The following is a 24,248-nucleotide window of genomic DNA, read 5'->3' on the forward strand; positions in this document are numbered from 1 at the left end:
ACAGTACCTTACAGAAAAAATGCAACAAATTGACAGGATGCCAACAAAAACTCCTGAGATATCCGATACTTTTTTTAAGTGCTTGAAAAAAGTTTTCCATGCACCCATATAAAATAAAAGCTTACTCCGAAGCAGGTACCGGCCGTTTTCTGTTCCCTCATTTTTGCCGGTATCAGCCGAAGCACAAAAGGATAATTATGATTACTCATGTTGGCATTATTGATCAGGACCCGGTCCGCTTGATCACCCCGCTTTTAGACCACGGTGTTCCTGCCGGGAAAATGATCTTTATTGGTACCGAATCACAGCGGGAAACTTTTGAGCGACTGAGCTCCATTCTGACACCCCGCGATATCCAGACCGAATTTTTTACGATTCCAGACTCTATCAATATCACAACGATTCGCAGCCGATTGAATGAACTGGCTGCCCGCCTGAAAGAAAGCGGCTGCGAAGTCTGGTTCAATGCCAGCTGCGGTCTGCGCCACCGGTTGCTGTCTGCCTATGAGGTTTTCCGCAGTTATCAGTGGCCCATTTATGTAATTGAACCTTTCAGCGATGAAATGTGCTGGCTCTTCCCGTCGGACCGGGAACAACAGCAGGTTGAAGACCGGATTCAGTTAACCGACTATCTGACCATTTTCGGTGCTCGGGCAGAGCTTCCGGAAACCATGGTCCCGGAAGCACTGAACCAGCAGCTGTGGGATTTAGGACAGCGCTGGGCCAGTTCGGCACTGGAACTCGGACCAGGTCTGGCAACCCTGAACTATCTGGCGACCACCTGCCGGAAAGAACAGAAACTGGATGTCGAACTGAGCGAAAAACAACAGGGTTACAAAGAACTTGCCCAACTGATCAATGACCTGCAGGAAACTGGACTGGCGAGCTACGACAAGGGTGTCCTGACGTTCAAACACGAAGAAGCCCGACGGTTTGCCAACGGCGAATGGCTGGAGAACCTGGTCCACAGTACGGTAAGAGCCATTCAGAGCAAACTGCCGACCATTCAGGATCACTCACTTGGTGTTCAGGTTTACCGTCAGATTGGCGACCGTGAAGTCCGGAACGAACTGGATGTCGCAACCGTGGTGAACAACAAACTGCACATCATTGAATGTAAAACCAAGGGCATGCGCGACGACGGTGATGATACCCTGTATAAACTGGAATCGCTGCGTGATTTGCTGGGTGGCCTGCAAGCCCGGGCAATGCTGGTCAGCTTCCGTCCGCTGCGTCATCACGATCTGGTCCGGGCTGAAGATCTGGGACTGGCCATTATCGGCCCTGAACAGCTGGGCGATCTGGAACAACATCTGCACACCTGGTTCAAAGCCGCAGGTGGTCAGGCCAACCGAATGCTGTAATCACATTCAGTCCAGATCAAAAAAACCGATGCCCAGGCATCGGTTTTTTGTTTCAGCTCTGAATCAATTCAGAACAATTATTTTGTCAGCATGCGACGGGCAGCATCAACCACAACGCGAATCGCGCGGGCTTCTGTCTCTTTCAGTGTCGCGTGATCAGGCGTTTCTTTCTGTGTACGGTTGATAATCACACCCGCCACACAGCCTGCACGCAGACCTGAACTTGCACACATGGTCAGCAGGGTTGCTGATTCCATTTCAAAGTTCAGTACGCCCATGTCCTGCCATTCTTTCATAGAGCCCTGGAAGCGGCGAACAACACGGCCAGAGAATGTGTCGTAACGCTCCTGACCTGGGTAGAAGGTGTCACTGGAAGCAGTCACGCCCGTGTGGACAGCAGTATCTTCTGCATCACAGGCTTCTTTCATTGCCGTTGCAACTTCAAAGTCAGCAACCGCCGGGAATTCCATTGGCGCAAAATGCAGGCTGGCACCATCCAGACGAACTGAACCTGTGGTCACAATCATGTCGCCAACATTAATGTTTGGCTGAATTGCACCTGTTGTCCCGACACGCAGGAAGGTACGCACACCCAGTTGCGCCAGCTCTTCAACAGCAATCGACGTAGACGGGCCACCGATACCGGTAGAACACACAACAACAGACTGGCCATCCAGCTTCGCACGGTACAGGGTGTACTCACGAGCACTGTTCAGAAATTCTGGCTCATCCATCAGGTTCGCGATTTTTTCAACACGAGCCGGATCGCCTGGAATGATGGCAATCTCAGCACCCTGAAGGTCAGATTTCGTAACACCCAGATGGAAAACAGCGTTCTCAGACATAATTCTATCCTTTATTGTGTGGCTCACTCTGTGGTGGCCTGGATCTTATTCAACAACTTGAACTCTCGAATACCCGCTAACCATAGCCCATTGCCGCACCAACATTATTGATGGTGATCACAACAATATGACAGCAAAATGTAACCGAAATCGAAAAAGATATCATAGATCACATTATGAATGTAAAAGTGGGGTAAGTTTCATCAACTATCTGTGCATCAGCAACCGTTACACTCACCCGCAACATGCTGAGCCATACTGCTGAATGCCGAATGTTTTCCCGGCCCCTTTGGTGTTTTTTCCGCTGTTTTCAGGCTGTTTTTTTCCGATTAGGCCACTGAAAACAAAGAACTCATTTTGAGTAAAGTTCATCCAGCATCAAATAATGTCACTCATTGTAATTTACATTCGAGAAACACTTGATTAAGTTATGCGTTTAGTATCACAAGTGTAGTTTATCACTGCTTCAGGCAGTCACTGTTTTTGCCCGCAAAATTCAGGTTGTTTCTTCAACTTTGTGAAAAATATTTTCATGATGGAAACGATGTGACGCCAGCCGGTGCTGAATCAACAAACACAAGTACATTGAAACGGGTAAATCCGATGTGGAATGAAATGAATAAGCTTCCCAAATTCATTTGGGTGCTGCTTTTTGGTGTCTTCGTGACACGGGGCAGCTTTTATATGGTATGGCCGTATATATCGATCATCCTGATTCAGAAACACCACCTTTCCGCGAGTGAAGTCGGTACGTTTTTATCAATCGCAGGCATTATTTCTGTCTGCCTTGGGCTGATTGTTGGTGTTATTTCTGATTTCATCGGAAGAAAATTAATTTTATTACTCAGCGGAATCCTGAACATCATTGCGTTTTGCATGTTAGCTGTTTTCGACTCTGTATGGGGATATCTGATTGCGATTGGACTTTCATCCATTGGCCGTGCAATGTGGGAACCCACCATTTCCGCTTTATTCGGCGATATTATCCATGATAAAAATAAAAGAGAGTTTGCTTTCCATATTCGCTATTTTGCGATCAATATCGGCAGTGCAATCGGACCGTTAACCGGAGTGTGGCTGAGTATCGAGGGAGAACCTTCGAACTTTTTCATCACCGCGTTTTCATATCTGATTTTTCTCATCGCGATGTGTTTATGTTGGATGAATGCCCCTCAAGAAGAAAATATAAAATCGGAGAAAATTCATCACTCACGTCAGCCACCGTTACGAGAAATATTCAAATCGCTCTGGCATGATAAATTATTATTACTCATAATCATTTCAAACATCATCATACTCTTTATTTATGGTCAGCAAGACTCGACTTTAATTCAGTACCTGACCATTGAAAATGCAGACAACCTGATGTCTTTAGTTTCTATGATGGTCGCAGCGAATTCATTCGTTACCATTGCATTCCAGTTTATTTTCATGAAAAAACTTGCGTCACTCTCGATCCATCTGAAAATGATCATTGGGATTGTTTTCTTCGCATTCGCTCAAATACTCTGTGCGTACAATTCGGTGACAATGTACTGGGGATGGATTGCCGTCGCTGTCACCATGAGCTTTGGCCAGACCATCATCTTCCCGCTCATGACGATTCAGATCGATAACATCGCACCTGCACACCTGAAAGGCACCTACTATGGGGCAGCCGCCCTGAACGCTCTGGGCTATGTTTGCGCGCCTTACATCGGCGGAATCATGCTGGATCACTGGGGAGGACCGGCTGTTTTTCAGATCATGAGTGGTTTATGCGGCCTGGTTATTCTGCTCTTCATCTGTTTAGACAAAAAACAACGCGCAACAATCGCAGTGCAACCCTCTCAGGTTTGAGGTTTTATTATTTCCCCTTAGCACCGGACAATCACATGCTGAAACTGTCGGATTGATACAAACGACAGCTGTCCGGAGAGCCGCACTCCGGACAGCTGGTTGGTTCCATTGAGCAGGCTGAATTCAGCCATCACGCCTGGGAGCGATCGTGAATACTCATTCTTTCGGGGCCGGCTTAAACCTTAACAGCCGCAGCGCATTCACCGTCACTAACGCGGTTGCCCCGCTGTCTGCCAGTACAGCCAGCCAAAGGCCGGTCCAGCCGAACAAGGTCGTCACGAGGAAGATCAGCTTCAGCCCCAGGGCCAGCGTAATATTCTGGCGAATATTGGCCAGTGTTTTACGGGACAGACTGATCATCTCGGGCAGTTCACTCAGGCGGTTATGCGTCAGCGCTGCATCTGCGGTTTCCAAAGCAACATCCGTACCGCTGCCCATGGCGACGCCGACATGTGCCATCTTCATGGCTGGGGCATCATTAATGCCGTCGCCCACCATTGCCACCCGCTGATGGTGACTCCACTCCGCCACTTCTCTGACTTTATCTTCCGGCATGAGCCCGGCTCTGAAATCCACCCCCACTTCAGCGGCAATCGCCCGGGCGGCACGCATGTTGTCCCCGGTCAGCATCAAGGACTTCACGCCCATCGCGGCCAGCTGCTTCACGGCATCCATGGCATCCTCTCGCAGATTATCCCGCCAGGAAATCAGTCCGACAGGCACCTGATCGCGCAGTACAACCACCAGCGTTTTCCCTTCATCACCAAGTCGCGCGATATCGTCGAGATGTGACTGGGATAACATGATGTCATCATCCAGACGATCCGGTGCCAGCAGCTGAATGGTGTGGCCGTTCACAATCCCCTGAATACCTCTACCCGGCAGTGCCTTGCGATTTTCTGCGGCAATCACAGGCACATCACTTTGCTGTGCTTTCTCGATCACAGCATTCGCGAGCGGGTGCAAAGACCCCGTTTCCACGGCTGCCGCCTGCGCCAGCACATCAGAGGTTTCTCCTTGCCAGGCAAGGATATCAGTGACCTGAGGTCTGCCCTGAGTCAGGGTACCGGTTTTATCAAATGCCACCACCTGAGCCTGCCCTAACTGCTCCAGAGCTGCCCCGCCTTTGATTAAAGCACCGCGTCGTGCCGCTGCGGCAAGCCCCGACGTAATTGCAGCCGGTGTGGAGATCACCAGTGCACAAGGGCAGGCAATCAACAATAAAGTCAGGCCTTTATACAGCCATTCATCCCAGGACTGTCCCAGGAACAGTGTCGGGATCAGCACTATCAGGGTTGCCAGCGCAATCATCGCCGGCGTATACCAGCGGCTGAAACGGTCAATAAAGCGTTCGATCGGTGCTTTACTGGCTTCTGCATTTTCAATCAGATGCAATATACGGTCGATGGCGTTCTCACCCGGTTCAGAGACAACTTTCAGGCGAACCAGATGCTCCACCGACAAGGAACCCGCCAGCACGGTTTCTCCTGAAAAACGCTCCACCGGTACGGATTCTCCGGTCATCGCACTCTCATCAAAACTGGCCGCCTGATCCATCAAGACCGTATCAGCAGGTAATCTTGCGCCAGGCGCAACTTCTATCACGTCACCCGGCTGCAGCTGATCTGCCGCGACGTCCTGAATTGTGCCGTCAGCATTGACCCGTTTTGCGGTTTCCGGCACCAGTGCCATCAGTGCCTTCACACCACTGCGAGCGCGGGAGGCCGCATAACCTTCCAACTGCTCACCCAGCAGGAACAAGAGCAACACCATTGCCGCTTCAGCCGTTTCCCCGAGATACAGCGCACCGACAGCTGCCACACTCATCAGAGTTTCAATTGAGAAAGGAGAACCATTTTTTGCCAGTTGAAAGGCTTTACGCAATATCGGCGCTAATCCCACCAGGGTAGTGGCCGTAAATGCCGCCAGGCCGAACAACTCAGACTGCGTCGAAATCAGATAGGAAAGAACAACCAGTACCGCCGTCAGAATCAACATACCGTATGTTTTCAGAATACTTCCCGATTCAGCCTCTTTCTCCTGCGGCCGCAACAAAGGAAATCCGGTGGCTTTTGCTACCGCTTCAACATCCGCCATCAGGCTGGCAGATGCCCCTGACACAAGCAGTTTTTCCGTCGCGAAAGCAACAGAGACATGTTTGACACCTTCGACCGACCGAACGGCTTTTTCAAGTTTCCCGGCACAGCTCGGACAGTCCATGCCCTGAATTTGCCAGCTCAATTGCAGATCTGAGCCTGATGGGATGTCATCAAAGGCTGATGACTCGGCAGCGTCATCCGTAATACGTTCGAAGCGAAGGTCCGGACTCAAAATAGCTGAGTCTGGTGCTAAACGGGCGGGTTTGAGATGGTTGATTCTAGACAGTGACGAAACTTTCGGTTCAGTCACTCGAACAGGCTGATGCTGACCGGGGCCTCTGGCGGGGTCACTGTCCTCAGCATCACCTGAGCCACAGGCTCCGCCGCAACAGTCGCCCGTCCCGGCAGACATTGAGGTGCTGCTTGAGACTGCTGATGCTGAGGCCGTCCCCTGTTCAATGCGGACACTGGTATTGTTGCCTGCAGGTTTGACGCTGTGAACATGCATTTTTTTGTTATTACATTGATGACACATGCTTTTCTCCTTCAAAGACTCAATGCTGGCTTGTGTTACCTTCACTATAAACCTTGGAGGCGACTCCAAGGTCAAGTCTGTTTTATCTCTGAAGTTATGTGCACGGCTATTTCCGGCCGAAGACACAAAAAGCGCCCGGAGGCGCCTTGTTCATGTGTAAACTGTCAGTTCTTAAACCGGATGCTTGAAACAGTCACTGATTTGATCACTAATCGCTGACAGCACATCCCGACGGGTAATAATACCAACCAGACGCCCACCCTCAACGACTGGGTAAAGCTTCGGTTTCTGACCGGACATGGTGTCCGCCAGCTCGATGATGCTGGTGTCCGGAGTGACCGTCAGTACCTCCGTTCGCATGACATCACCAACGGTATGAGTATCCTGACAGTGGTAACCGACCTTCAACAGTTTCTGAATAAAATCCTGTTCTGACACAAAGCCCACGACTCTTCGATATTCATCAATCACGGGCCCGCCAATCTGCTTGGATGTCAGCATTTTGTCCAAAGCTTTAGACAGTGACATACCAGCTTCGAAAGTGACTGGCCGTGTATTCATGTAATCTCTGACTTTGATAGACTCCATGCATCCCCCTGAATGATTTTCTTAGACTCGCAGGCAGGACGTTCACTTACTTCTTATCCCTGCGCCGATAACTTAAGTGTCGTCGATCTCAGCAAAATGTCTAAATCGAAACATTCTATTTTATGCATTGCTGTTGCCGATGAATCGGTCTTAAGAAAGAAGCAGGCTCATGAACATGGTCAATGGCAACTGGTCACCATTCCCCAGAATTACCTTGTCACCTTCCAGTTTGAGCGACAGATAAGCTCTGTCTTCTTTCAGGGTGAGCACACCACTCTGCACCAGTCGTTCAGTTTGCGCTTCCATGCCTTCAACGGTATTCAACAACACAGACGGAAATTCCAAATAGAATTCACCCTCCAGTTTTGAAGAAATTTGCGACAGATTTTGAGAAGCTCTCGCTAACCCGGGCTGTACGGTTAGCCGGACATGCCCGGCAACCAGCCCTTCCGGTGCCTCAATGCTGATGTCCTTCAGATTCACCGTCAACCCTTTGGCAATCAGTAAATCCAGCGCCAATATGACATCCTGAGCTTGCTCCTGCGTGAGCTCCCCGTCCAGATCTTCACCCATGACACTCAGGCGAGTCACTGCGTCATAATTCAGATCCGCCAGCAGCAAATCCACATTGAAATTCTGGTACTGCTTTCCGTCCAGACTGAGCAGAGAAGACACACTCAGCTGGTTTCGGTTATTCAGTGTCGTATTGGTGGTTGCCTTCTCTTCGGCCGCTTGCTCACCTTGCATCAATGTATTGACCGAAGACACTTTGATGGTGTCCAGGTCAACAGACTGTTCGGTCAGGTGATTCGTAAACCGCAGCTTATCCAGCTGTAGGTGCTGATCACCAATCCAGAAACCACCATCCCATCGGCCTTGACCGCCGCCCTGCAGGCCAGACACATGCATGCTTTCATCGGTGATTGTTTTCAATTGCGCATCTTTCAGTGCATAGCTGAAATGACCGTTACCGTCAGCAGAGACTTCTCCGGTGAAAGTCCAGGGCTCAGACTTGAAGGTATTGCCTTCCTCATCCTGATAGACGAAAGGATTCAGCGTTAAACTGAGGTCCGTTTTTCGGGTCAGTAATGTGGTTGTCTTGAGTGTCAGCGGTACTGCATCACTTCCCCACCAGGCTGTCACCTGAGGCGCCACGGCGTCATCAACGACCAGCGTACTGTCAGACGACAGACCAAACAAACCATGCCGGATGTCATGGGCAATGTGCCATTCAGTTGGCCAGCCCTGCTCTTCAAACAGATCTTTCCAACTGGATTTGAGCGCAATTTTAGAAATGGCATGCGAACTCAGATAACCGCGATCGTAGCTTTCCGTTGTCACTTCAACATAAGGACTGTCGTAATCTCCGACTGTGTCCTGATAAATACGTTCACCAATCTGACCGACGGCTAATGGCCAGCACAATGCGACAGCCACCGCACCGGCAACCGCACCAACTTTTCCTAACATATCTGTTTCCAATGATTATTTCGGGTTGAATGCAAAGAGTGTATTACAAACCCTATCTTTGCTCTATGGATCAAGGACTTTTATCGCCCTAACGACACGACTATTCTGCTTGTCTTACGCCATTGACTGTGGGAAAGTTGCGGTTGGATCACAATTTTACTTCTCCGGGAGACCATGATGAAAGTCGCCGTGTTCAGTGCAAAAAAGTACGACCAGATTTCATTCAATAAAAGTAACCAGCAATTTAACCTGGACCTCGACTTCTTTGACATTCAGCTGAATCTTCAAACGGTTAAACTGGCCCACGGCTACGATGCCGTCTGTGCTTTTGTGAACGACGATTTGAGTAAACCTGTGATTGAAGCGTTGTCTCTGCTGGGTGTGCGTATCATTGCCATGCGCTGCGCCGGATTTGATAAAGTCGATTTAGATGCAGCCCGAATGTATGGTGTTCAGGTTGTGCGTGTACCGGCCTATTCGCCTCAGGCCATTGCAGAACACACTATCGGCCTGATGCTGAGCCTGAACCGGAAAATTCACCGTGCTTACCAGCGCACCCGGGATGCAAATTTCTCGCTGGATGGCCTGACCGGTTTCAATTTCTACGGTAAAACCGTTGGTGTCATCGGTACCGGCCGGATTGGTATCGCCACCATGCATATCCTGAAAGGACTGGGGATGAACCTTCTGGCCTACGATCCATTCGAGAATCCGGAAGCTTTAAAACTGGGCGCAACCTATACCACGCTTGAAGACATTTACAGCAAAGCAGATGTCATTACCCTTCATTGCCCGATGAGCAAAGAAAACTATCATATGCTGAATGCTGATTCGTTCGGCAAAATGAAAGATGGTGTCATGCTCATCAACACCAGCCGCGGCGAACTGATCAACTCCAAAGATGCGATTGAAGCTCTGAAGAGCCAGAAAATCGGCGCTCTGGGTGTGGATGTTTACGAAAACGAAAAAGATCTGTTCTTCGAAGATAAATCCAATGACGTGATTCAGGATGATGTTTTCCGTCGCCTGTCCTCATGCCACAACGTTCTGTTCACCGGACACCAGGCCTTCCTGACCGAAGAAGCACTGGCGAATATTGCCGATACGACGCTCACGAATCTCGGTCGTTTTGCAGATGGAGAACAGTCGGGCAACGAACTTGTACAATAAAAAAATCCTGCATCTGTGCAGGTGATTCCGTTTTTGAAAAGTTTGTCAACGATCACAAATATGTGATTTTTGCTACATTTTTGCTCTATTGTCCCTGGAATACAGCAGTTATGCCCTTGCCAACCTGTTATTGCAGGGACGAGTTGATTAAAATAATCCAATTCATTTTTGTCCTTTGGAACAAGATTCATGCGTAAAACGTTAACCGCTGCTGCACTGATGTTGTCATGCATTTCTGCAGCACAAGCAAATCCGGCAAATACAATGAGCAACTTCAGCTATGACTATACTGAAGTGCGCATTGGTATGAGCCCGCTGACCTATGGTGCAGGCTTCAGCAAGTCTATCCATCCGAATGCTCATTTAACTGGCCACGTAGATTCTGAGTTCGAAAACGACTGGGATATCGCCTTGGGCGTCGGCTTCCATGCTCCTATCAACAACTGGGCAGATCTGACCGGTGAATTGAAAGCGCGCAACATCAAGAACCGTGACCGCTTTGACGAGACCGTTGGTAAAACAGGTATGGAAGTAAACCTGGGCGTACGTCAATGGTTAGGTCCGCAGCTTGAAGTCGGTGCGAAAGTTGGTCACATCAACGTCCACAAAATTGAAGAGACATTTGGTTCCATCTATGGACGTTTCCATGCGACCGAACTGTTCTCTGTTGGTGCAGAAGGCCGTATCAACGATGTCTACGGCGATCAGATCATGCTGACCACTCGCTTCAAATACTAAGAAACACTGTCACCTCTTTTTCAAAAAGACTCAGCCAATGGCTGAGTCTTTTGTTTTAAAGCAAGCGACTTCCTGAGCCGCAGACAAAAAGAAACCCGCCATTTGGCGGGTTTCATCTTTCGTAAGGACACGCTGATTACCAGCCAGTGACTTCACGCAGTGCTTTACCAATCTCGGCCAGACTCTTCACAGTCTTCACACCCGCGGATTCCAATGCAGCAAATTTCTCGTCTGCTGTACCCTTACCGCCAGAGATGATGGCACCCGCATGACCCATACGTTTACCTGGAGGCGCAGTGACACCCGCAATGTAAGAGACAACTGGTTTGGTCACGTTCTCTTTGATGAATGCTGCTGCTTCTTCTTCAGCAGTACCGCCGATTTCACCAATCATCACGATCGCTTCTGTCTCAGGATCTTCCTGGAACAGTTTCAGGATATCAATGAAGTTTGAACCTGGGATTGGGTCACCACCGATACCAACACAAGTTGACTGGCCGAAACCTTCGTCAGTGGTTTGTTTCACGGCTTCATAAGTCAGCGTCCCTGAACGGGAAACGATACCTACTTTACCTTTCTTGTGAATGTGACCCGGCATGATACCGATCTTACATTCATCAGGCGTGATCACACCCGGACAGTTTGGACCGATCATGCGAACGCCAGTTTCTTCCAGCTTCACTTTCACGTCGATCATATCAGTTGTAGGGATACCTTCAGTGATCGTCACGATCAGCTGAATACCTGCATCGATCGCTTCCAGAATTGCATCTTTACAGAAAGGTGCCGGTACATAAATCACAGATGCCGTTGCACCTGTAGCTTCAACGGCTTCACGAACTGTATTAAATACTGGCAGACCCAGGTGAGTTGTACCGCCTTTGCCCGGAGATACACCGCCAACCATCTGCGTTCCGTATGCAATTGCCTGCTCAGAGTGGAAAGTACCCTGACCGCCAGTGAAACCCTGACAGATTACTTTGGTGTCTTTGTTAATTAATACAGACATTCTTATTTGCCCTCCGCAGCAGCAACAACTTTCTGAGCTGCATCCGTAAGCGACTCAGCAGCAATGATATCCAGACCAGACTTAGCCAGTACTTCGCGACCCAGGTCAGCGTTAGTACCTTCAAGACGAACAACGACCGGCACGGTCACACCGACTTCTTTCACAGCGCCGATGATACCTTCTGCGATCATGTCGCAACGTACGATACCGCCGAAGATGTTCACCAGAACAGCTTTGACGTTGTCGTCAGACAGGATGATCTTGAATGCTTCTGCGACACGTTCTTTGGTTGCACCGCCACCAACATCCAGGAAGTTTGCTGGTTTACCGCCGTGCAGGTTCACGATGTCCATGGTACCCATGGCCAGACCTGCGCCATTCACCATACAACCAACATTACCGTCGAGAGCGACGTAATTCAGTTCCCATTGTGCAGCGTGGGCTTCACGGGCATCTTCCTGAGAAGGATCATGCATTTCACGCAGTTTTGGCTGACGGTACAGTGCGTTGGAATCGATGTTGATTTTACCGTCCAGACACAGCAGGTTACCTTCGCCAGTGATGACCAGCGGGTTGATTTCCAGCAGGGCCAGATCGTACTGAACGAACATTTCGCCCAGACCCATGAAGATTTTGACAAACTGCTTAATCTGGTCGCCTTTCAGGCCCAGTTTAAATGCCAGTTCACGGCCTTGGTAAGCCTGCGGGCCAACCAGCGGATCGATGGCAGCTTTATGAATCAGTTCCGGTGTTTCTTCCGCAACTTTCTCGATTTCAACACCACCTTCAGTGGATGCCATGAAAACGATACGGCGGGTTGCACGGTCGACTACTGCACCCAGGTACAGTTCATTGGCAATGTTCGACGCTTCTTCAACCAGAATCTTAGTGACAGGCTGACCATTCGCATCTGTCTGATAAGTCACCAGGTTTTTACCCAGCCACTTTTGAGCAAATTCTTTAACACCGTCTTTGGTGTCGTGCAGTTCTACGCCGCCCGCTTTACCACGGCCGCCAGCGTGAACCTGACATTTGACAACCCATTTGTTGCCGTTGATTTTACCTGCTGCTTCAGCAGCTTCTTGTGGGGTATCACATGCATAGCCTTCAGGAACTGGCAGGCCATACTCAGCAAACAGTTGTTTTGCCTGATATTCGTGCAGATTCATTATGTTCTATCCGTTCTCTAATCCCTGTGGGACGTGTTATATCCATTGAAATGCTCTTGGGCATTTCTTCTTCAGTCATTCTGGCTTGACTCAGCCACCCATGCGGATGGCGGAGTCAAGCACAGTAATTACACGTCCAGAAGCAGACGTGTTGGGTCTTCCAGAAGCTCTTTAATGGTCACCAGGTAGCCTACAGACTCTTTACCATCAATCAGACGGTGGTCATAAGACAGGGCCAGATACATCATCGGCAGGATTTCAACCTGACCGTTTACCGCCATTGGACGATCCTGGATCTTATGCATACCCAGAATTGCAGCCTGTGGCGGGTTGATGATTGGTGTAGACATCAGAGAACCGAATACACCACCGTTTGTGATGGTGAAGTTACCGCCGGTCAGCTCATCAACAGTCAGCTTACCGTCACGGCCTTTGATCGCCAGTTCACGGATGCCCTTCTCGATTTCAGCCAGGCTCAGCTTGTCACAATCACGCAGAACCGGAGTAACCAGACCACGTGGTGTCGATACTGCAATGCTGACATCGAAGAAGTTGTGGTAAACAACATCATCACCATCAATCGACGCATTCACTTCAGGGAAACGCTTCAGCGCTTCAACGACAGCTTTCACGTAGAAAGACATGAAGCCCAGACGAATACCGTGGCGCTCTTCGAAGATGTCTTTGTACTGCTTACGCAGATCCATGATTGGTTTCATGTTGACTTCGTTGAACGTTGTCAGCATCGCTGTGCTGTTTTTCGCTTCCAGCAGACGCTCGGCGATACGCTTACGCAGACGAGTCATCGGAACACGTTTTTCGCTGCGATGGGCCAATGGTGCCTCAACCTTCGCTTCAGCAGCTGGTGCAGCCGCTGATGCAGATTTTCCGCCTTTCACAAAAGCTTCAACATCTTCACGGGTAATTCGGCCACCCACGCCAGTACCTTTCACTGCAGAAGCATCAATACCATGCTCACTGATCAGGCGGCGAACCGCTGGGCTCAGGGCATCATTGGTTTCTTCTGTCAGCGACGCGGTTGTACGTTTGGTCGGAGAAGCTTCAGCACTGGCCGGTACATCTTTCGTCGGTTCACCGGCAACAGCACCGGCTTTGATTTTACCCAGCAGCTGCTTGGTCAGTACCGTAGTACCTTCTTCTTCAAAAATCGCTTCCAGGATGCCATCTTCAGGCGCTGGCACTTCCAGTACGACTTTGTCAGTTTCGATATCGACCAGAACTTCGTCACGGCTGACTGCATCACCAGGCTTCTTGTGCCAGGTTGCTACGGTTGCGTCTGCTACTGATTCAGGTAAATCAGGAACCAGAATTTCGATTGTCATCTCAGTTTGTCCTTTTTGTTCCAGCTCTGGGCTTATTGTTCTGTGTTCAGAGCGTCGTCAATCAACGCTTTCTGTTGTTTCAAGTGTACTGACATATAACCAACGGCAGGTGAAGCTGACGCTGGACGGCCGGCATACTCTAATTGCGCACCTGCAGGCAGAGCGGCACGGAAGTTATGCTGGCTGCTGTACCAGGCACCCTGGTTTTGCGGCTCTTCCTGACACCATGCGAAGTCAGTCACATGCTGATAATCAGCCAGAGCAGCTTCCACATCCTCTTTCGGGAATGGGTACAGTTGCTCAATTCGGATAATGGCAACATCCGTCTGCTCGCGCTTACGACGTTGTTCCAGCAGATCGTAATACACCTTGCCTGAGCACAGGACAACACGTTTTACTTGTTTCGGATCCAACGCATCAATCTCGCCAATCGCCGGCTGGAAATTACCTTCAGACAAGTCATCCATGGTGGATGTACACAGCGGATGACGCAGCAGCGACTTCGGAGACATCACAATCAGCGGACGACGCATCGGGCGAAGTACCTGACGGCGGATCATGTGATAAACCTGCGCTGGTGTGGAAGGAATCACGACCTGCATGTTCTGCTCAGCACAAAGCTGCAGATAACGTTCCAGACGTGCAGAGGAGTGCTCTGGACCCTGTCCCTCATAACCATGAGGCAGCAACATGGTCAGACCGCACATACGGCCCCACTTCTGCTCACCGGAACTGATGAACTGGTCAATCACAACCTGCGCACCATTGGCGAAATCACCAAACTGTGCTTCCCAGATTGTCAGACCGCCAGGCTCAGCCGTTGCGTAACCATATTCAAAGGCCAGTACAGCTTCTTCCGACAGGACGGAGTCGAAAACCTGGAACGGGCCTTGTTTGTCATGGATGTTCGCCAGCGGCATGTAAGTACTGGCATCCGTTTGGTTATGCAGAACCGCATGACGGTGGAAGAAGGTACCTCGGCCAGAATCCTGACCCGTAATACGGATGCGGTGGCCTTCATCAACCAGTGTTGCGTAGGCCAGAGTCTCAGCCATACCCCAGTCGACGTCTTTCTCGCCGGCAACCATTGACTGGCGATCGTTGTACAGTTTCTGTACACGACTATGCAGTTTATGGCTTTCAGGGTACTGGCAAATACGCTGACCCAGTTCATGCAGACGCTGGCTGCCGACTTTATTTGCCCACTCTTTCGTCCAGTCATGACCCAGATATGGAGACCAGTCGACAGAGTGCAGCGTCATCGGACGCCATTCTTTCACCACACATTCACCGCGATCCAGTGCATCACGGTATTCATTCACCAGTGCAGTTGCAGTTTCTGCTTTGATACACGTTTCATCAACCAGTGCATCAGCATAGATCTTACGTGGTGTCGGGTGTTTTTTGATCTTCTGGTACATCAGCGGCTGGGTCGCGTTCGGCTCATCCGCTTCGTTGTGGCCATGACGGCGGTAACAGACCAGATCAATTACAACATCACGCTTGAATTCATTCCGGAAATCCAGCGCCAGACGGGTCACAAATGCAACAGCTTCCGGATCGTCTGCATTGACGTGGAAGATTGGTGACTGAACCATCTTCGCGATATCAGTACAGTACTGAGTTGAGCGGGTGTCATGAGGATTTGAGGTTGTGAAACCAATCTGGTTATTCACCACAATGCGGACCGTACCGCCAACACGGTAGCCGCGTGATTGAGACATGTTGAACGTCTCAGCAACCACACCCTGTCCCGCGATCGCAGAGTCACCATGAATGGTGATTGGCAGAACCATAGAACCGTCTCTGTCTCCCAGGCGGTCCTGACGGGCACGCACAGAACCAACAACCACAGGGTTGACGATTTCCAGGTGAGAAGGGTTAAAGGCCAGAGCCAGGTGTACATCACCGCCTGGTGTTGCAAAGTCTGCAGAGAAACCCTGGTGATATTTCACATCACCGGTCCCCCAGGACTCACCGTGTTTGCCCGCGAACTCATCAAACAGATCCTGTGGCTTTTTACCCAGAACGTTCACCAGCATGTTCAGACGACCACGGTGGGCCATTCCGATGACAACTTCACGCACACCACTGTTACCAGCACTGCGGATCAGTTCTTTCATCATCGGGATCAGCGCGTCACCACCTTCCAGCGAGAAACGTTTGGCACCCGGGAATTTCGCACCCAGATAACGCTCAAGACCTTCAGCGGCAGTCAGTTCGTCCAGGAACGTTAATTTCTCTTCCTGAGTGAAAGTGCCTTGACCAATCACAGATTCCAGACGCTGCTGAATCCAGCGTTTTTCTTCCGTGTCGGTAATGTGCATATACTCAGCACCAATCGAACCACAGTAGGTTTTTTTCAGCGCCTCATAGATCTCAGAAAGCTTCATTGTCTCTTTGCCTACGGCAAACGAACCGACATTGAAGCTTTGATCAAAATCTTCCGCTGTGAGGTTATGGAAAGCAGGATCCAGGTCCGGAACTCGTTCCTGTTGCCATAATCCCAGCGGGTCCAGGTTTGCATGCTGATGGCCACGGAAACGGTATGCGTTAATCAACTGCAATACCTTCACCTGTTTGGCATCAACATCAGGATCGCTGACGCTAGCACTTAAAAAGGTCGTTTCTTTCGCTAAACGCCGGAAGTAATCACGAACACGTGAATGCGGCTGCTCGACGGCAACACCATTCACAACAGGCAATTCACTAAAAACGTGACGCCATTCTTCGTCAACTAATTCTGGGTCGCTTAGATACAACTCGTAGAGGTCTTCTACATAAGTTGCGTTGGCGCCAGCCAGATGTGAAGACTCGAGCCAAGCCTTCATAACGCCGTTCTGCATTGTTTTCCCTTAACCACTTGTTATCGCCACTTGCACCGGTCGTTCACCGGGCTGAAAAGCCAGCTGAAACTCAGCTGGCATATCGATAATTCTTTTGAATTACACCGCGCGCTTCAGCAGCATCGAACGGATGTTACCAATCGCTTTCGTCGGATTAAGTCCTTTCGGACAAACGCTGACACAGTTCATGATGCTGTGACAACGGAATACACTGAATGCGTCATCCAGATCAGACAAACGCTCTTCAGTCGCCGTATCACGGCTGTCAATCAGCCAGCGGTAAGCTGCCAGAAGACCAGCCGGACCGATGAATTTATCCGGGTTCCACCAGAAAGACGGGCACGATGTCGAGCAGCAAGCACACATGATGCACTCATACAGACCATCCAGATGCGCACGTTCTTCCGGCGATTGCAGGTTTTCCCGTGCTGGCGGATGCTCGCTTTCATTAATCAGGAACGGCTTCACCTTGGCATAGTTGGTATAGAACTGGTCCATATCAATGATCAGGTCACGAATGACAGGCAGACCCGGCAGCGGACGAATGACAATTGTTTTCTTGTCTGTCAGTGCTGACAACGGCGTGATACAAGCCAGTCCGTTCTTACCGTTCATATTGATACCGTCAGAACCACAAACACCTTCACGGCAAGAACGGCGGAATGCCAGTGTCGGATCCTGCTCTTTCAGCAGAATCAGCGCATCCAGTACCATCATGTCGGAACCTTCAGGCACTTCCAGCGTGTACCCTTTCATGTGTGGCGCGTTATCTACGTCAGGGTTATAACGGTAAATAGAGAAATTCAGTTTCATGTTGTTTACCTCCCTTAGTATGTCCGCGCTTTCGGCGGGAATGCTTCACGATGAACCGGGGTCATATTTACGTCACGCTTAGACATTTGCTCAGTCTCAGGGTTGTAAATTGAGTGACACAGCCAGTTCGCGTCATCACGCTCAGGGAAGTCGAAACGTGCATGAGCACCACGACTTTCAGTACGGTAATTCGCTGCAACAGCCGTCGCGTAAGCGGTTTCCATCAGGTTATCCAGCTCCAGACACTCGATACGCTGTGTATTGAACTCAGAAGACGTATCATCCAGACGTGCTTCTTTCAGACGCTCACGGATTTCTTTCAGCTGGTTCAGGCCTTCAGCCATTGCTGCACCTTCACGGAAGACCGAGAAGTTGTTTTGCATGCAAGATTGCAGGTCTTTACGGATCTGAACTGGATCTTCACCTTTCTGGGTGTTGTTCCAACGATTCAGACGTGACAGAGAAGCTTCAATGTCAGATTCAGTTGCCGGACGTGCCTCCGCTTGTGCCGCCAGTGTTTCACCCAGGTGCAAACCAGTTGCACGGCCGAAGACCACCAGATCAAGCAGGGAGTTACCACCCAGACGGTTAGCACCGTGTACAGATACCGATGCAATTTCACCACAGGCGAACAGACCCTGAACTTCAACATCCTGGCCGTTTGCATCTTGCTTGATTGCCTGACCGGAAACCTGAGTCGGTACACCGCCCATCATGTAGTGACAGGTTGGAATGACCGGAATCGGCTCTTTCACAGGGTCAACGTGTGCAAAGGTACGGGACAGTTCCAGGATACCCGGCAGACGTGATTCCAGAACATCTTTACCCAGATGATCCAGTTTCAGTTTAATATGCGGGCCCCATGGACCATCACAACCGCGACCTTCACGGATCTCAACCATCATCGAACGTGCCACCACGTCACGACCCGCCAGATCTTTCGCATTTGGTGCATAACGCTCCATGAAGCGCTCACCGTCTTTATTCAGAAGATAACCACCTTCACCACGACAACCTTCAGTCACCAGAACACCAGCGCCTGCAATACCGGTTGGGTGGAACTGCCACATTTCAATGTCCTGAACAGGAACGCCTGCACGCAGTGCCATACCCACGCCATCACCGGTGTTAATATGCGCGTTCGTCGTTGACTGGTAGATACGGCCTGCACCACCAGTTGCCAGAATTGTCGCTTTCGATTTGAAATAACAAATCTCGCCGGTTTCCATGCACAGAGCTGTACAACCCAGGATTGCGCCATCTTGGTTTTTCACCAGATCCAGGGCATACCACTCAGAGAAAATGGTTGTTTTATGCTTAATGTTTTGCTGATACAGCGTATGCAGCAATGCGTGGCCGGTACGGTCAGCCGCTGCAGCTGTGCGTGCAGCCTGCTCGCCGCCGAACTCTTTCGACTGACCACCGAATGGACGCTGATAAATACGGCCATTGTCAAAACGGGAGAAAGGTAATCCCATTTTCTCCAGCTCAATCACAGATTGAGGGCCATTCTTACACATGTACTCGATCGCGTTCTGGTCACCGATGTAATCAGAACCTTTCACGGTATCGTACATATGCCATTCCCAGTTATCCGGATGGGAGTTACCCAGTGCAACGGTGATACCACCCTGCGCAGATACGGTATGGGAACGGGTTGGGAATACTTTAGAAAGCAGCGCACATTTCAGGCCCTGCTCAGAAATTTGTAGTGCTGCACGCATGCCTGCACCACCAGCACCGATGACTACGGCATCAAACTCTCGAACTGCAATGCTCACTTACGCACCCCACAAAATAAAGAAACCAGAAAACAGATAACCAAATAGCACAGCGACAATCGCGAGCAGCAGACCAGCACGCAGCAGTGCAGGTTTAATGTAGTCTGTCAGCACTTGCCACATACCGATCCAACCGTGAATCAACACAGATACCAGAGCCAGCATCGTGAAGACTTTGGTGCTCAGTTGTGAAAAGAACGCCGTCCAGGTTTCATAGTTCAGCTCAGGGCCAAAAGCGAAAAAGCACACCATATAAATGGTGTAAAGAGTGAGGATAATCGCAGTTGCACGAACAAGGATAAAGTCGTGAACACCATTACGTCCGACAGTGGAAACGTTGCTTACCATACCAGGCCTCCTGCAAATACGGCCAGAACCGCCACAATTGCAAAACTGATTTTCGCACTCGTGGTTCCTGATTCAAGCTCTTCAAAATATCCCATGTCCATGATGAGGTGACGTACGCCCAGCACAATGTGGTAGAACAGTGCTGTCAGCACACCCCAAAGGACGAATTTGACGAAGAAGCTGTCGACAATTTCAGCGGCTTCCGCAAATCCCTGAGGAGAAGATAAAGAGAGGTTTAGCAGCCATAGCAGGATGGCAAGGGAAATAAAAGTGATCACGCCCGATACACGGTGCAGGATAGACGAGATCGCTGTCAGCGGAAAGCGAATCGTCTGTAGGTCGAGGTTGACAGGTCTTGTCTTATTAACTTTCACGGTCTTTGCCCACTCAGCTCCATAGAAGCGTTTTATTTTTATAAAACCTCCGGCATGCGTACGCCAAAACAGCGCAACAAAGGCACAACAACTGCGCTACACTTAATTAGCACAAGTCTATGTACAGCAAAGCAAAAGTCGTTTCAGCTTAAGTCGCTAATATTACTAATAACTTTATCATTGTTTCTGGCGATGGCAGAACCAGAGACCTGCCGCCGAGTATACGCCTCGCAACAATCAATTACAAACCCTGTTACATGACCTCTAACACGGTTTGAGATATACGCCCGCTTTTACTTAAAGTTATTAACAAGCGCACACTCCCATGAAGAGGAATTGACAACAACATATCCGAGCTGTACAAAGACGGCACATCCGATTTCGGATGAGGATTATAAAATAACAAAGGAGATTGTTATGGCAGACAAGAAAGCTACTCTTCATATTGAAGGGAAAGCACCGGTCGAACTGCCGATTCTCGGGGGCTCACTAGGTCCGGAAGTACTGGATGTGCGTAAACTCGGTGCATCTGGCTACTTTACCTTCGACCCTGGTTTCTTAGCTACTGCATCATGTGAATCTCAAATTACGTACATTGACGGTGCGAAAGGTGTGCTGCTTCACCGTGGCTATCCGATCGACCAATTGGCTAATAACGCTGATTATTTAGAAGTCTGTTACATCTTGCTGTACGGCGAAGTTCCTACCCGCGCCGAATACGAGCAATTCCGTAAAACCGTGACCCGCCACACGATGGTTCATGAGCAAATTGCAAGCTTCTTCCATGGCTTCCGCCGTGATGCTCACCCAATGGCCGTGATGTGTGGTGTTGTGGGTGCACTTGCAGCTTTCTACCACGATTCACTGGACATTAATAACGACGAGCACCGCGAAATTACTGCATTCCGCCTGCTGTCTAAAATGCCAACTCTGGCGTCCATGTGTTACAAGTACTCAATTGGTCAGCCGTTCATCTACCCTCGCAACGATCTGGACTACGCGGAAAACTTCTTACACATGATGTTCGCAACACCATGTGAAGAATATGAAGTCAGCCCGGTTGTAGCGAAAGCGATGGACAAGATCTTCACTCTGCATGCTGACCACGAGCAAAATGCCTCAACGTCAACCGTTCGTCTGGCAGGTTCTTCGGGTGCAAACCCGTTTGCATGTATTGCTGCTGGTATCGCTTCTCTGTGGGGCCCGGCGCATGGTGGTGCAAATGAAGCATGTCTGCGGATGCTGGAAGAGATCGGCAGTGTTGAAAATATCCCAGAGTATATCGAACGTGCGAAGGATAAAGACGACCCATTCCGTCTGATGGGCTTCGGTCACCGTGTCTACAAGAACTATGACCCGCGTGCAACCGTCATGCGTGAAGCATGTCATGAGGTACTGCAAGAGCTGAAGATCGATGATCCACTGCTGGATGTCGCGATGGAGCTTGAGCGTATTGCACTGTCTGATGAGTACTTCATTGATAAGAAACTGTATCCGAACGTAGACTTCTACTCTGGCATCATTCTGAAAGCCATTGGGATTCCTATCTCTATGTTCACAGTGATCTTTGCAATGTCCCGTACCATTGGCTGGATTGCACACTGGAACGAAATGCACAGTGATCCGAACAACCGTATCGGTCGTCCGCGTCAGCTGTACACTGGTCATCAGCAGCGAGATTTCCAACCGCTGCATGAGCGTGAGTAATACAGTAAATATACGCTGTGAAAAGAAGAGGTTGAGCTTCTGCTCAACCTTTTTTATTTCTTCAACCTCAGCCTGCGAACTTATACCGGATTATCGATATCAATAAATGTGACATCCAGGTGATGTTCGTCAGCTAACCACTCGCCCAACGCTTCAACGCCATAACGTTCAGTGGCGTGGTGGCCGGCACTGTAGAAATGAATACCCTGCTCCCGGGCTGTATGGACAGTCCGTTCAGAAACTTCGCCGGTAATATAAGCATCCAGCCCTAATGAAACCGCCTGATCAATGAAGTCCTGACCCCCGCCGGTGCACCAGCCAACCGTCTTAATCTCGGCGGCCCCACCTTCTCCGATGTGGAGCGGTTTCCTGTGTAATGCTTTCTCAATCCGGGTCGCCAGCTGTTCACCGGTAAGCGGTGTCGGAAACTCCCCATAAACAGCTACAGGATGGGGATTACCCGGCTCCATGCCACCTAAATGCTTGATTCCAAGCAGCTCAGCCAGCTGGGCGTTATTCCCTAACTCCTGATGGACATCCAGAGGCAAGTGGTAGGCATACAGGTTAATCCCATTTTCAATCAGCGCTTTGATGCGACGGTATTTCATGCCACGAATTTCTGCCGGTTCATTTTTCCAGAAGTATCCGTGGTGAACCAACAATGCATCCGCTTTCATCTCGATAGCGCGATCAATTAAAGCCTGACAAGCTGTCACACCAGCGACAATGGTTTGAACTTCACTTTTCCCTTCAACCTGTAAACCATTAGGACAGTAATCCCTGATCAAATGCGGGCTTAGTAAAGTATTCAGAATTGATTCGAGTTTAAGGTTGTTCATGCGTGCTTCCTTCAGAGCTGATACATTTATTTTAACCAACTCAGCAAGGAGAGAACCAGTCAGAACGAGCTCGGGACTGGGTCTTATTGCCCATTTGTCATAAAAAATGCTGCCGATGGCAGCATTTCAACAGCAACACCAGTATGCTGGTATGCTTAGTAAAGTTCCTGAACACCATGCTCTGACTGCTTCAGCCAGACAGGTTTTGTGCTGGTTTTCAGCCAGACCTTATGCAGATAACTGTAAACACGTGACTTGATAGAGGTCGGCATCAGCATCAAAATCGGAAAGCTCAGCACGCCCGCGATCACAACAAAAGTCCGGCGCAGGATAATTTGTTGAGTTGATAAAGGTGTAAACATCATTGCCTCCTGATTTGCTAACTGGTCATACCTCTACACTGTAGCGCGTTTTTGAAATTTTACTACTTTTATTTTGTTTTATTCTTGTTAAAAACTGGTAAACAATCGAATTCAGACAAATATTGATGACAAATTTCATAAAAAGTGAAAGAAAAGAACGTAATGTTCACGACAGAGATTTTCAGAGTGTCCTGACCATTCCTGTCCTGACCCAGGACATCAGCCATCAGGTTGATGATGCCTGGCTCTCTCATTTCAGAAAACGGGCAGTCATTCCGACACATGTGAGCTATGAGGGGAACCAGCGGCTTGGCTTTTATTATCAGTGGCTTTGGCAACAGTTGATCATCCACCATCCTGATTTCGAACTGGTCGCTGAAGAACTGCAGCTTCATGAAGACAAGCGTACACTTGGCGCAATTGATTTTCTGGTTTTCAACAAGTCCATGAATCAACTGGAACACTGGGAAGTGGCCATCAAATTTTATCTGGCTCACCAAAATCGCTGGTTAGGGCCAAACTCAGCAGACAACCTGGACCGAAAAATCAACCGAATGGTTGATCATCAACTGGCGATGACAAGTCATCAAGCCTATCAGACCCAATATGCAGAAACGCTGGGACAGCCGGTTTGCCAGCGTCTGATTGTGCAGGGAAGGCTCTTTGACCACTTTCGGTATGAAGAGTCAGGTTCCGGATTATCCATTAACCCCTGCGTTAATAAAGGCTTATGGTGTTTCCAATCACAGGCAGACACGCTCTCCTTGAGAACACTGTCCAAACGCGAATGGCTGACGCCGCCGGCCTATGTTCCAACAACGCTTGAAATGGATGTAAGTACGATCACCGTTCCCACTCAGGGGATCGATGCGTGCAATCGCGTCTGGTTCATTGTGCCCGACCACTGGCCACTACATAACCGGGATAAACACCGCAGCGCAGCTTTAAATCCTGTCAGAAAACCATAAAAAAACCCGCAGTCATCTGCGGGTTTCATGGACACACTTCA

Annotated in this window: 20 protein-coding genes; 6 read left to right on the forward strand and 14 right to left on the reverse strand. The window is 49.6% G+C overall.

The genetic code is table 11. From position 1 onward, the window contains the following. Window positions 1–197 precede the first annotated feature (197 nt). Window positions 198–1,364: a Card1-like endonuclease domain-containing protein gene (locus SPK40_RS12310; protein ID WP_248139372.1), complete on the forward strand. Its 1,167-nt coding sequence runs from the start codon at window positions 198–200 to the stop codon at window positions 1,362–1,364. A gap of 77 nt (window positions 1,365–1,441) precedes the next feature. On the opposite strand, the gene udp is transcribed toward SPK40_RS12310, so the two are convergent. Continuing rightward, on the reverse strand, window positions 1,442–2,209 hold the full coding sequence (gene udp, locus SPK40_RS12315) for a uridine phosphorylase (RefSeq protein WP_330960652.1): 768 nt from the start codon (window positions 2,207–2,209) through the stop codon (window positions 1,442–1,444). A 546-nt stretch (window positions 2,210–2,755) separates the two neighbouring features. Between udp and SPK40_RS12320 the strand changes: the two genes are divergently transcribed. Next, window positions 2,756–4,048 (forward strand): MFS transporter, encoded by a 1,293-nt coding sequence (locus tag SPK40_RS12320; RefSeq protein WP_330960653.1) that lies wholly within the window; start codon window positions 2,756–2,758, stop codon window positions 4,046–4,048. Between the two features lie 156 nt (window positions 4,049–4,204). Here SPK40_RS12320 and SPK40_RS12325 read toward each other — a convergent pair whose 3' ends face one another. The 3 genes from SPK40_RS12325 to SPK40_RS12335 all read right to left on the reverse strand — a co-directional run bounded on the left by SPK40_RS12325 (window position 4,205) and on the right by SPK40_RS12335 (window position 8,740). Next, a complete protein-coding gene (locus SPK40_RS12325) occupies window positions 4,205–6,682 on the reverse strand; it encodes a zinc/cadmium/mercury/lead-transporting ATPase (protein WP_330960654.1) in 2,478 nt (825 codons plus the stop codon). 171 nt (window positions 6,683–6,853) lie between these two features. Next, window positions 6,854–7,270, reverse strand: coding sequence for a CBS domain-containing protein (locus tag SPK40_RS12330; protein ID WP_248143828.1), 417 nt, complete (start codon window positions 7,268–7,270; stop codon window positions 6,854–6,856). 150 nt (window positions 7,271–7,420) lie between these two features. Further along, entirely contained in the window at window positions 7,421–8,740 is a 1,320-nt protein-coding gene (locus SPK40_RS12335) for a DUF945 family protein (RefSeq protein WP_330960655.1), read from the reverse strand. Between the two features lie 177 nt (window positions 8,741–8,917). Between SPK40_RS12335 and SPK40_RS12340 the strand changes: the two genes are divergently transcribed. Both SPK40_RS12340 and SPK40_RS12345 read left to right on the forward strand, forming a co-directional pair. Beyond that, entirely contained in the window at window positions 8,918–9,910 is a 993-nt protein-coding gene (locus SPK40_RS12340; protein ID WP_330960833.1) for a 2-hydroxyacid dehydrogenase, read from the forward strand. A 189-nt stretch (window positions 9,911–10,099) separates the two neighbouring features. Next, window positions 10,100–10,648 carry a hypothetical protein gene (locus tag SPK40_RS12345; protein ID WP_248143826.1) on the forward strand — a complete coding sequence of 183 codons (549 nt, stop codon included), beginning with the start codon at window positions 10,100–10,102 and terminating at the stop codon, window positions 10,646–10,648. 136 nt (window positions 10,649–10,784) lie between these two features. Here SPK40_RS12345 and sucD read toward each other — a convergent pair whose 3' ends face one another. From sucD to sdhC, 8 genes are all read right to left on the reverse strand, one after another. Continuing rightward, on the reverse strand, window positions 10,785–11,657 hold the full coding sequence (sucD, locus tag SPK40_RS12350) for a succinate--CoA ligase subunit alpha (protein WP_248143825.1): 873 nt from the start codon (window positions 11,655–11,657) through the stop codon (window positions 10,785–10,787). Between the two features lie 2 nt (window positions 11,658–11,659). Next, entirely contained in the window at window positions 11,660–12,826 is a 1,167-nt protein-coding gene (gene sucC, locus SPK40_RS12355) for an ADP-forming succinate--CoA ligase subunit beta (RefSeq protein ID WP_248143824.1), read from the reverse strand. Window positions 12,827–12,954: 128 nt separating this feature from the next. Further along, window positions 12,955–14,169, reverse strand: a complete 1,215-nt coding sequence (odhB, locus tag SPK40_RS12360) for a 2-oxoglutarate dehydrogenase complex dihydrolipoyllysine-residue succinyltransferase (RefSeq protein WP_248143823.1) — start codon at window positions 14,167–14,169, stop codon at window positions 12,955–12,957. A gap of 32 nt (window positions 14,170–14,201) precedes the next feature. Then, window positions 14,202–17,015: a 2-oxoglutarate dehydrogenase E1 component gene (sucA, locus tag SPK40_RS12365; protein WP_330960656.1), complete on the reverse strand. Its 2,814-nt coding sequence runs from the start codon at window positions 17,013–17,015 to the stop codon at window positions 14,202–14,204. Between the two features lie 99 nt (window positions 17,016–17,114). After that, window positions 17,115–17,828, reverse strand: a complete 714-nt coding sequence (locus SPK40_RS12370; RefSeq protein WP_248143821.1) for a succinate dehydrogenase iron-sulfur subunit — start codon at window positions 17,826–17,828, stop codon at window positions 17,115–17,117. A 14-nt stretch (window positions 17,829–17,842) separates the two neighbouring features. Then, window positions 17,843–19,609, reverse strand: coding sequence for a succinate dehydrogenase flavoprotein subunit (gene sdhA / locus SPK40_RS12375; protein WP_248143820.1), 1,767 nt, complete (start codon window positions 19,607–19,609; stop codon window positions 17,843–17,845). Continuing rightward, the gene (sdhD, locus tag SPK40_RS12380) at window positions 19,610–19,957 is read right to left on the reverse strand and encodes a succinate dehydrogenase, hydrophobic membrane anchor protein (RefSeq protein WP_036748814.1); all 348 of its coding nucleotides are present in this window, start codon (window positions 19,955–19,957) and stop codon (window positions 19,610–19,612) included. Then, window positions 19,951–20,331 carry a succinate dehydrogenase cytochrome b556 subunit gene (gene sdhC / locus SPK40_RS12385; protein ID WP_248143818.1) on the reverse strand — a complete coding sequence of 127 codons (381 nt, stop codon included), beginning with the start codon at window positions 20,329–20,331 and terminating at the stop codon, window positions 19,951–19,953. The genes sdhD and sdhC overlap by 7 nt, the downstream gene beginning before the upstream one ends. A 417-nt stretch (window positions 20,332–20,748) precedes the next feature. Here sdhC and SPK40_RS12390 point away from each other — a divergent pair, with 417 nt between their 5' ends. After that, on the forward strand, window positions 20,749–22,038 hold the full coding sequence (locus SPK40_RS12390; RefSeq protein ID WP_248143817.1) for a citrate synthase: 1,290 nt from the start codon (window positions 20,749–20,751) through the stop codon (window positions 22,036–22,038). An 80-nt stretch (window positions 22,039–22,118) separates the two neighbouring features. Here SPK40_RS12390 and SPK40_RS12395 read toward each other — a convergent pair whose 3' ends face one another. Both SPK40_RS12395 and SPK40_RS12400 read right to left on the reverse strand, forming a co-directional pair. Continuing rightward, window positions 22,119–22,877 (reverse strand): Nif3-like dinuclear metal center hexameric protein, encoded by a 759-nt coding sequence (locus tag SPK40_RS12395; protein ID WP_330960657.1) that lies wholly within the window; start codon window positions 22,875–22,877, stop codon window positions 22,119–22,121. Between the two features lie 155 nt (window positions 22,878–23,032). Further along, window positions 23,033–23,239, reverse strand: coding sequence for a DUF2517 family protein (locus SPK40_RS12400; protein ID WP_248143815.1), 207 nt, complete (start codon window positions 23,237–23,239; stop codon window positions 23,033–23,035). A 125-nt stretch (window positions 23,240–23,364) separates the two neighbouring features. Between SPK40_RS12400 and SPK40_RS12405 the strand changes: the two genes are divergently transcribed. Further along, a complete protein-coding gene (locus tag SPK40_RS12405) occupies window positions 23,365–24,207 on the forward strand; it encodes a DUF1853 family protein (RefSeq protein WP_330960658.1) in 843 nt (280 codons plus the stop codon). The last annotated feature ends 41 nt before the right edge of the window (window positions 24,208–24,248 follow it).

The organism is Photobacterium sp. 53610 (assembly GCF_036409375.1).
GTDB lineage: Bacteria > Pseudomonadota > Gammaproteobacteria > Enterobacterales > Vibrionaceae > Photobacterium.

Excerpts from the sequence above, each read along its gene's own strand:
- SPK40_RS12310 (WP_248139372.1), top strand. The coding sequence starts at position 198 with ATGATTACTCATGTTGGCATTATTGATCAGGACCCGGTCCGCTTGATC.
- udp (WP_330960652.1), bottom strand. The coding sequence starts at position 2,209 with ATGTCTGAGAACGCTGTTTTCCATCTGGGTGTTACGAAATCTGACCTT.
- SPK40_RS12325 (WP_330960654.1), bottom strand. The coding sequence starts at position 6,682 with ATGTGTCATCAATGTAATAACAAAAAAATGCATGTTCACAGCGTCAAA.
- SPK40_RS12330 (WP_248143828.1), bottom strand. The coding sequence starts at position 7,270 with ATGGAGTCTATCAAAGTCAGAGATTACATGAATACACGGCCAGTCACT.
- SPK40_RS12335 (WP_330960655.1), bottom strand. The coding sequence starts at position 8,740 with ATGTTAGGAAAAGTTGGTGCGGTTGCCGGTGCGGTGGCTGTCGCATTG.
- SPK40_RS12340 (WP_330960833.1), top strand. The coding sequence starts at position 8,918 with ATGAAAGTCGCCGTGTTCAGTGCAAAAAAGTACGACCAGATTTCATTC.
- SPK40_RS12345 (WP_248143826.1), top strand. The coding sequence starts at position 10,100 with ATGCGTAAAACGTTAACCGCTGCTGCACTGATGTTGTCATGCATTTCT.
- sucD (WP_248143825.1), bottom strand. The coding sequence starts at position 11,657 with ATGTCTGTATTAATTAACAAAGACACCAAAGTAATCTGTCAGGGTTTC.
- sucC (WP_248143824.1), bottom strand. The coding sequence starts at position 12,826 with ATGAATCTGCACGAATATCAGGCAAAACAACTGTTTGCTGAGTATGGC.
- odhB (WP_248143823.1), bottom strand. The coding sequence starts at position 14,169 with ATGACAATCGAAATTCTGGTTCCTGATTTACCTGAATCAGTAGCAGAC.
- sucA (WP_330960656.1), bottom strand. The coding sequence starts at position 17,015 with ATGCAGAACGGCGTTATGAAGGCTTGGCTCGAGTCTTCACATCTGGCT.
- SPK40_RS12370 (WP_248143821.1), bottom strand. The coding sequence starts at position 17,828 with ATGAAACTGAATTTCTCTATTTACCGTTATAACCCTGACGTAGATAAC.
- sdhD (WP_036748814.1), bottom strand. The coding sequence starts at position 19,957 with ATGGTAAGCAACGTTTCCACTGTCGGACGTAATGGTGTTCACGACTTT.
- SPK40_RS12390 (WP_248143817.1), top strand. The coding sequence starts at position 20,749 with ATGGCAGACAAGAAAGCTACTCTTCATATTGAAGGGAAAGCACCGGTC.
- SPK40_RS12395 (WP_330960657.1), bottom strand. The coding sequence starts at position 22,877 with ATGAACAACCTTAAACTCGAATCAATTCTGAATACTTTACTAAGCCCG.
- SPK40_RS12400 (WP_248143815.1), bottom strand. The coding sequence starts at position 23,239 with ATGTTTACACCTTTATCAACTCAACAAATTATCCTGCGCCGGACTTTT.
- SPK40_RS12405 (WP_330960658.1), top strand. The coding sequence starts at position 23,365 with ATGACAAATTTCATAAAAAGTGAAAGAAAAGAACGTAATGTTCACGAC.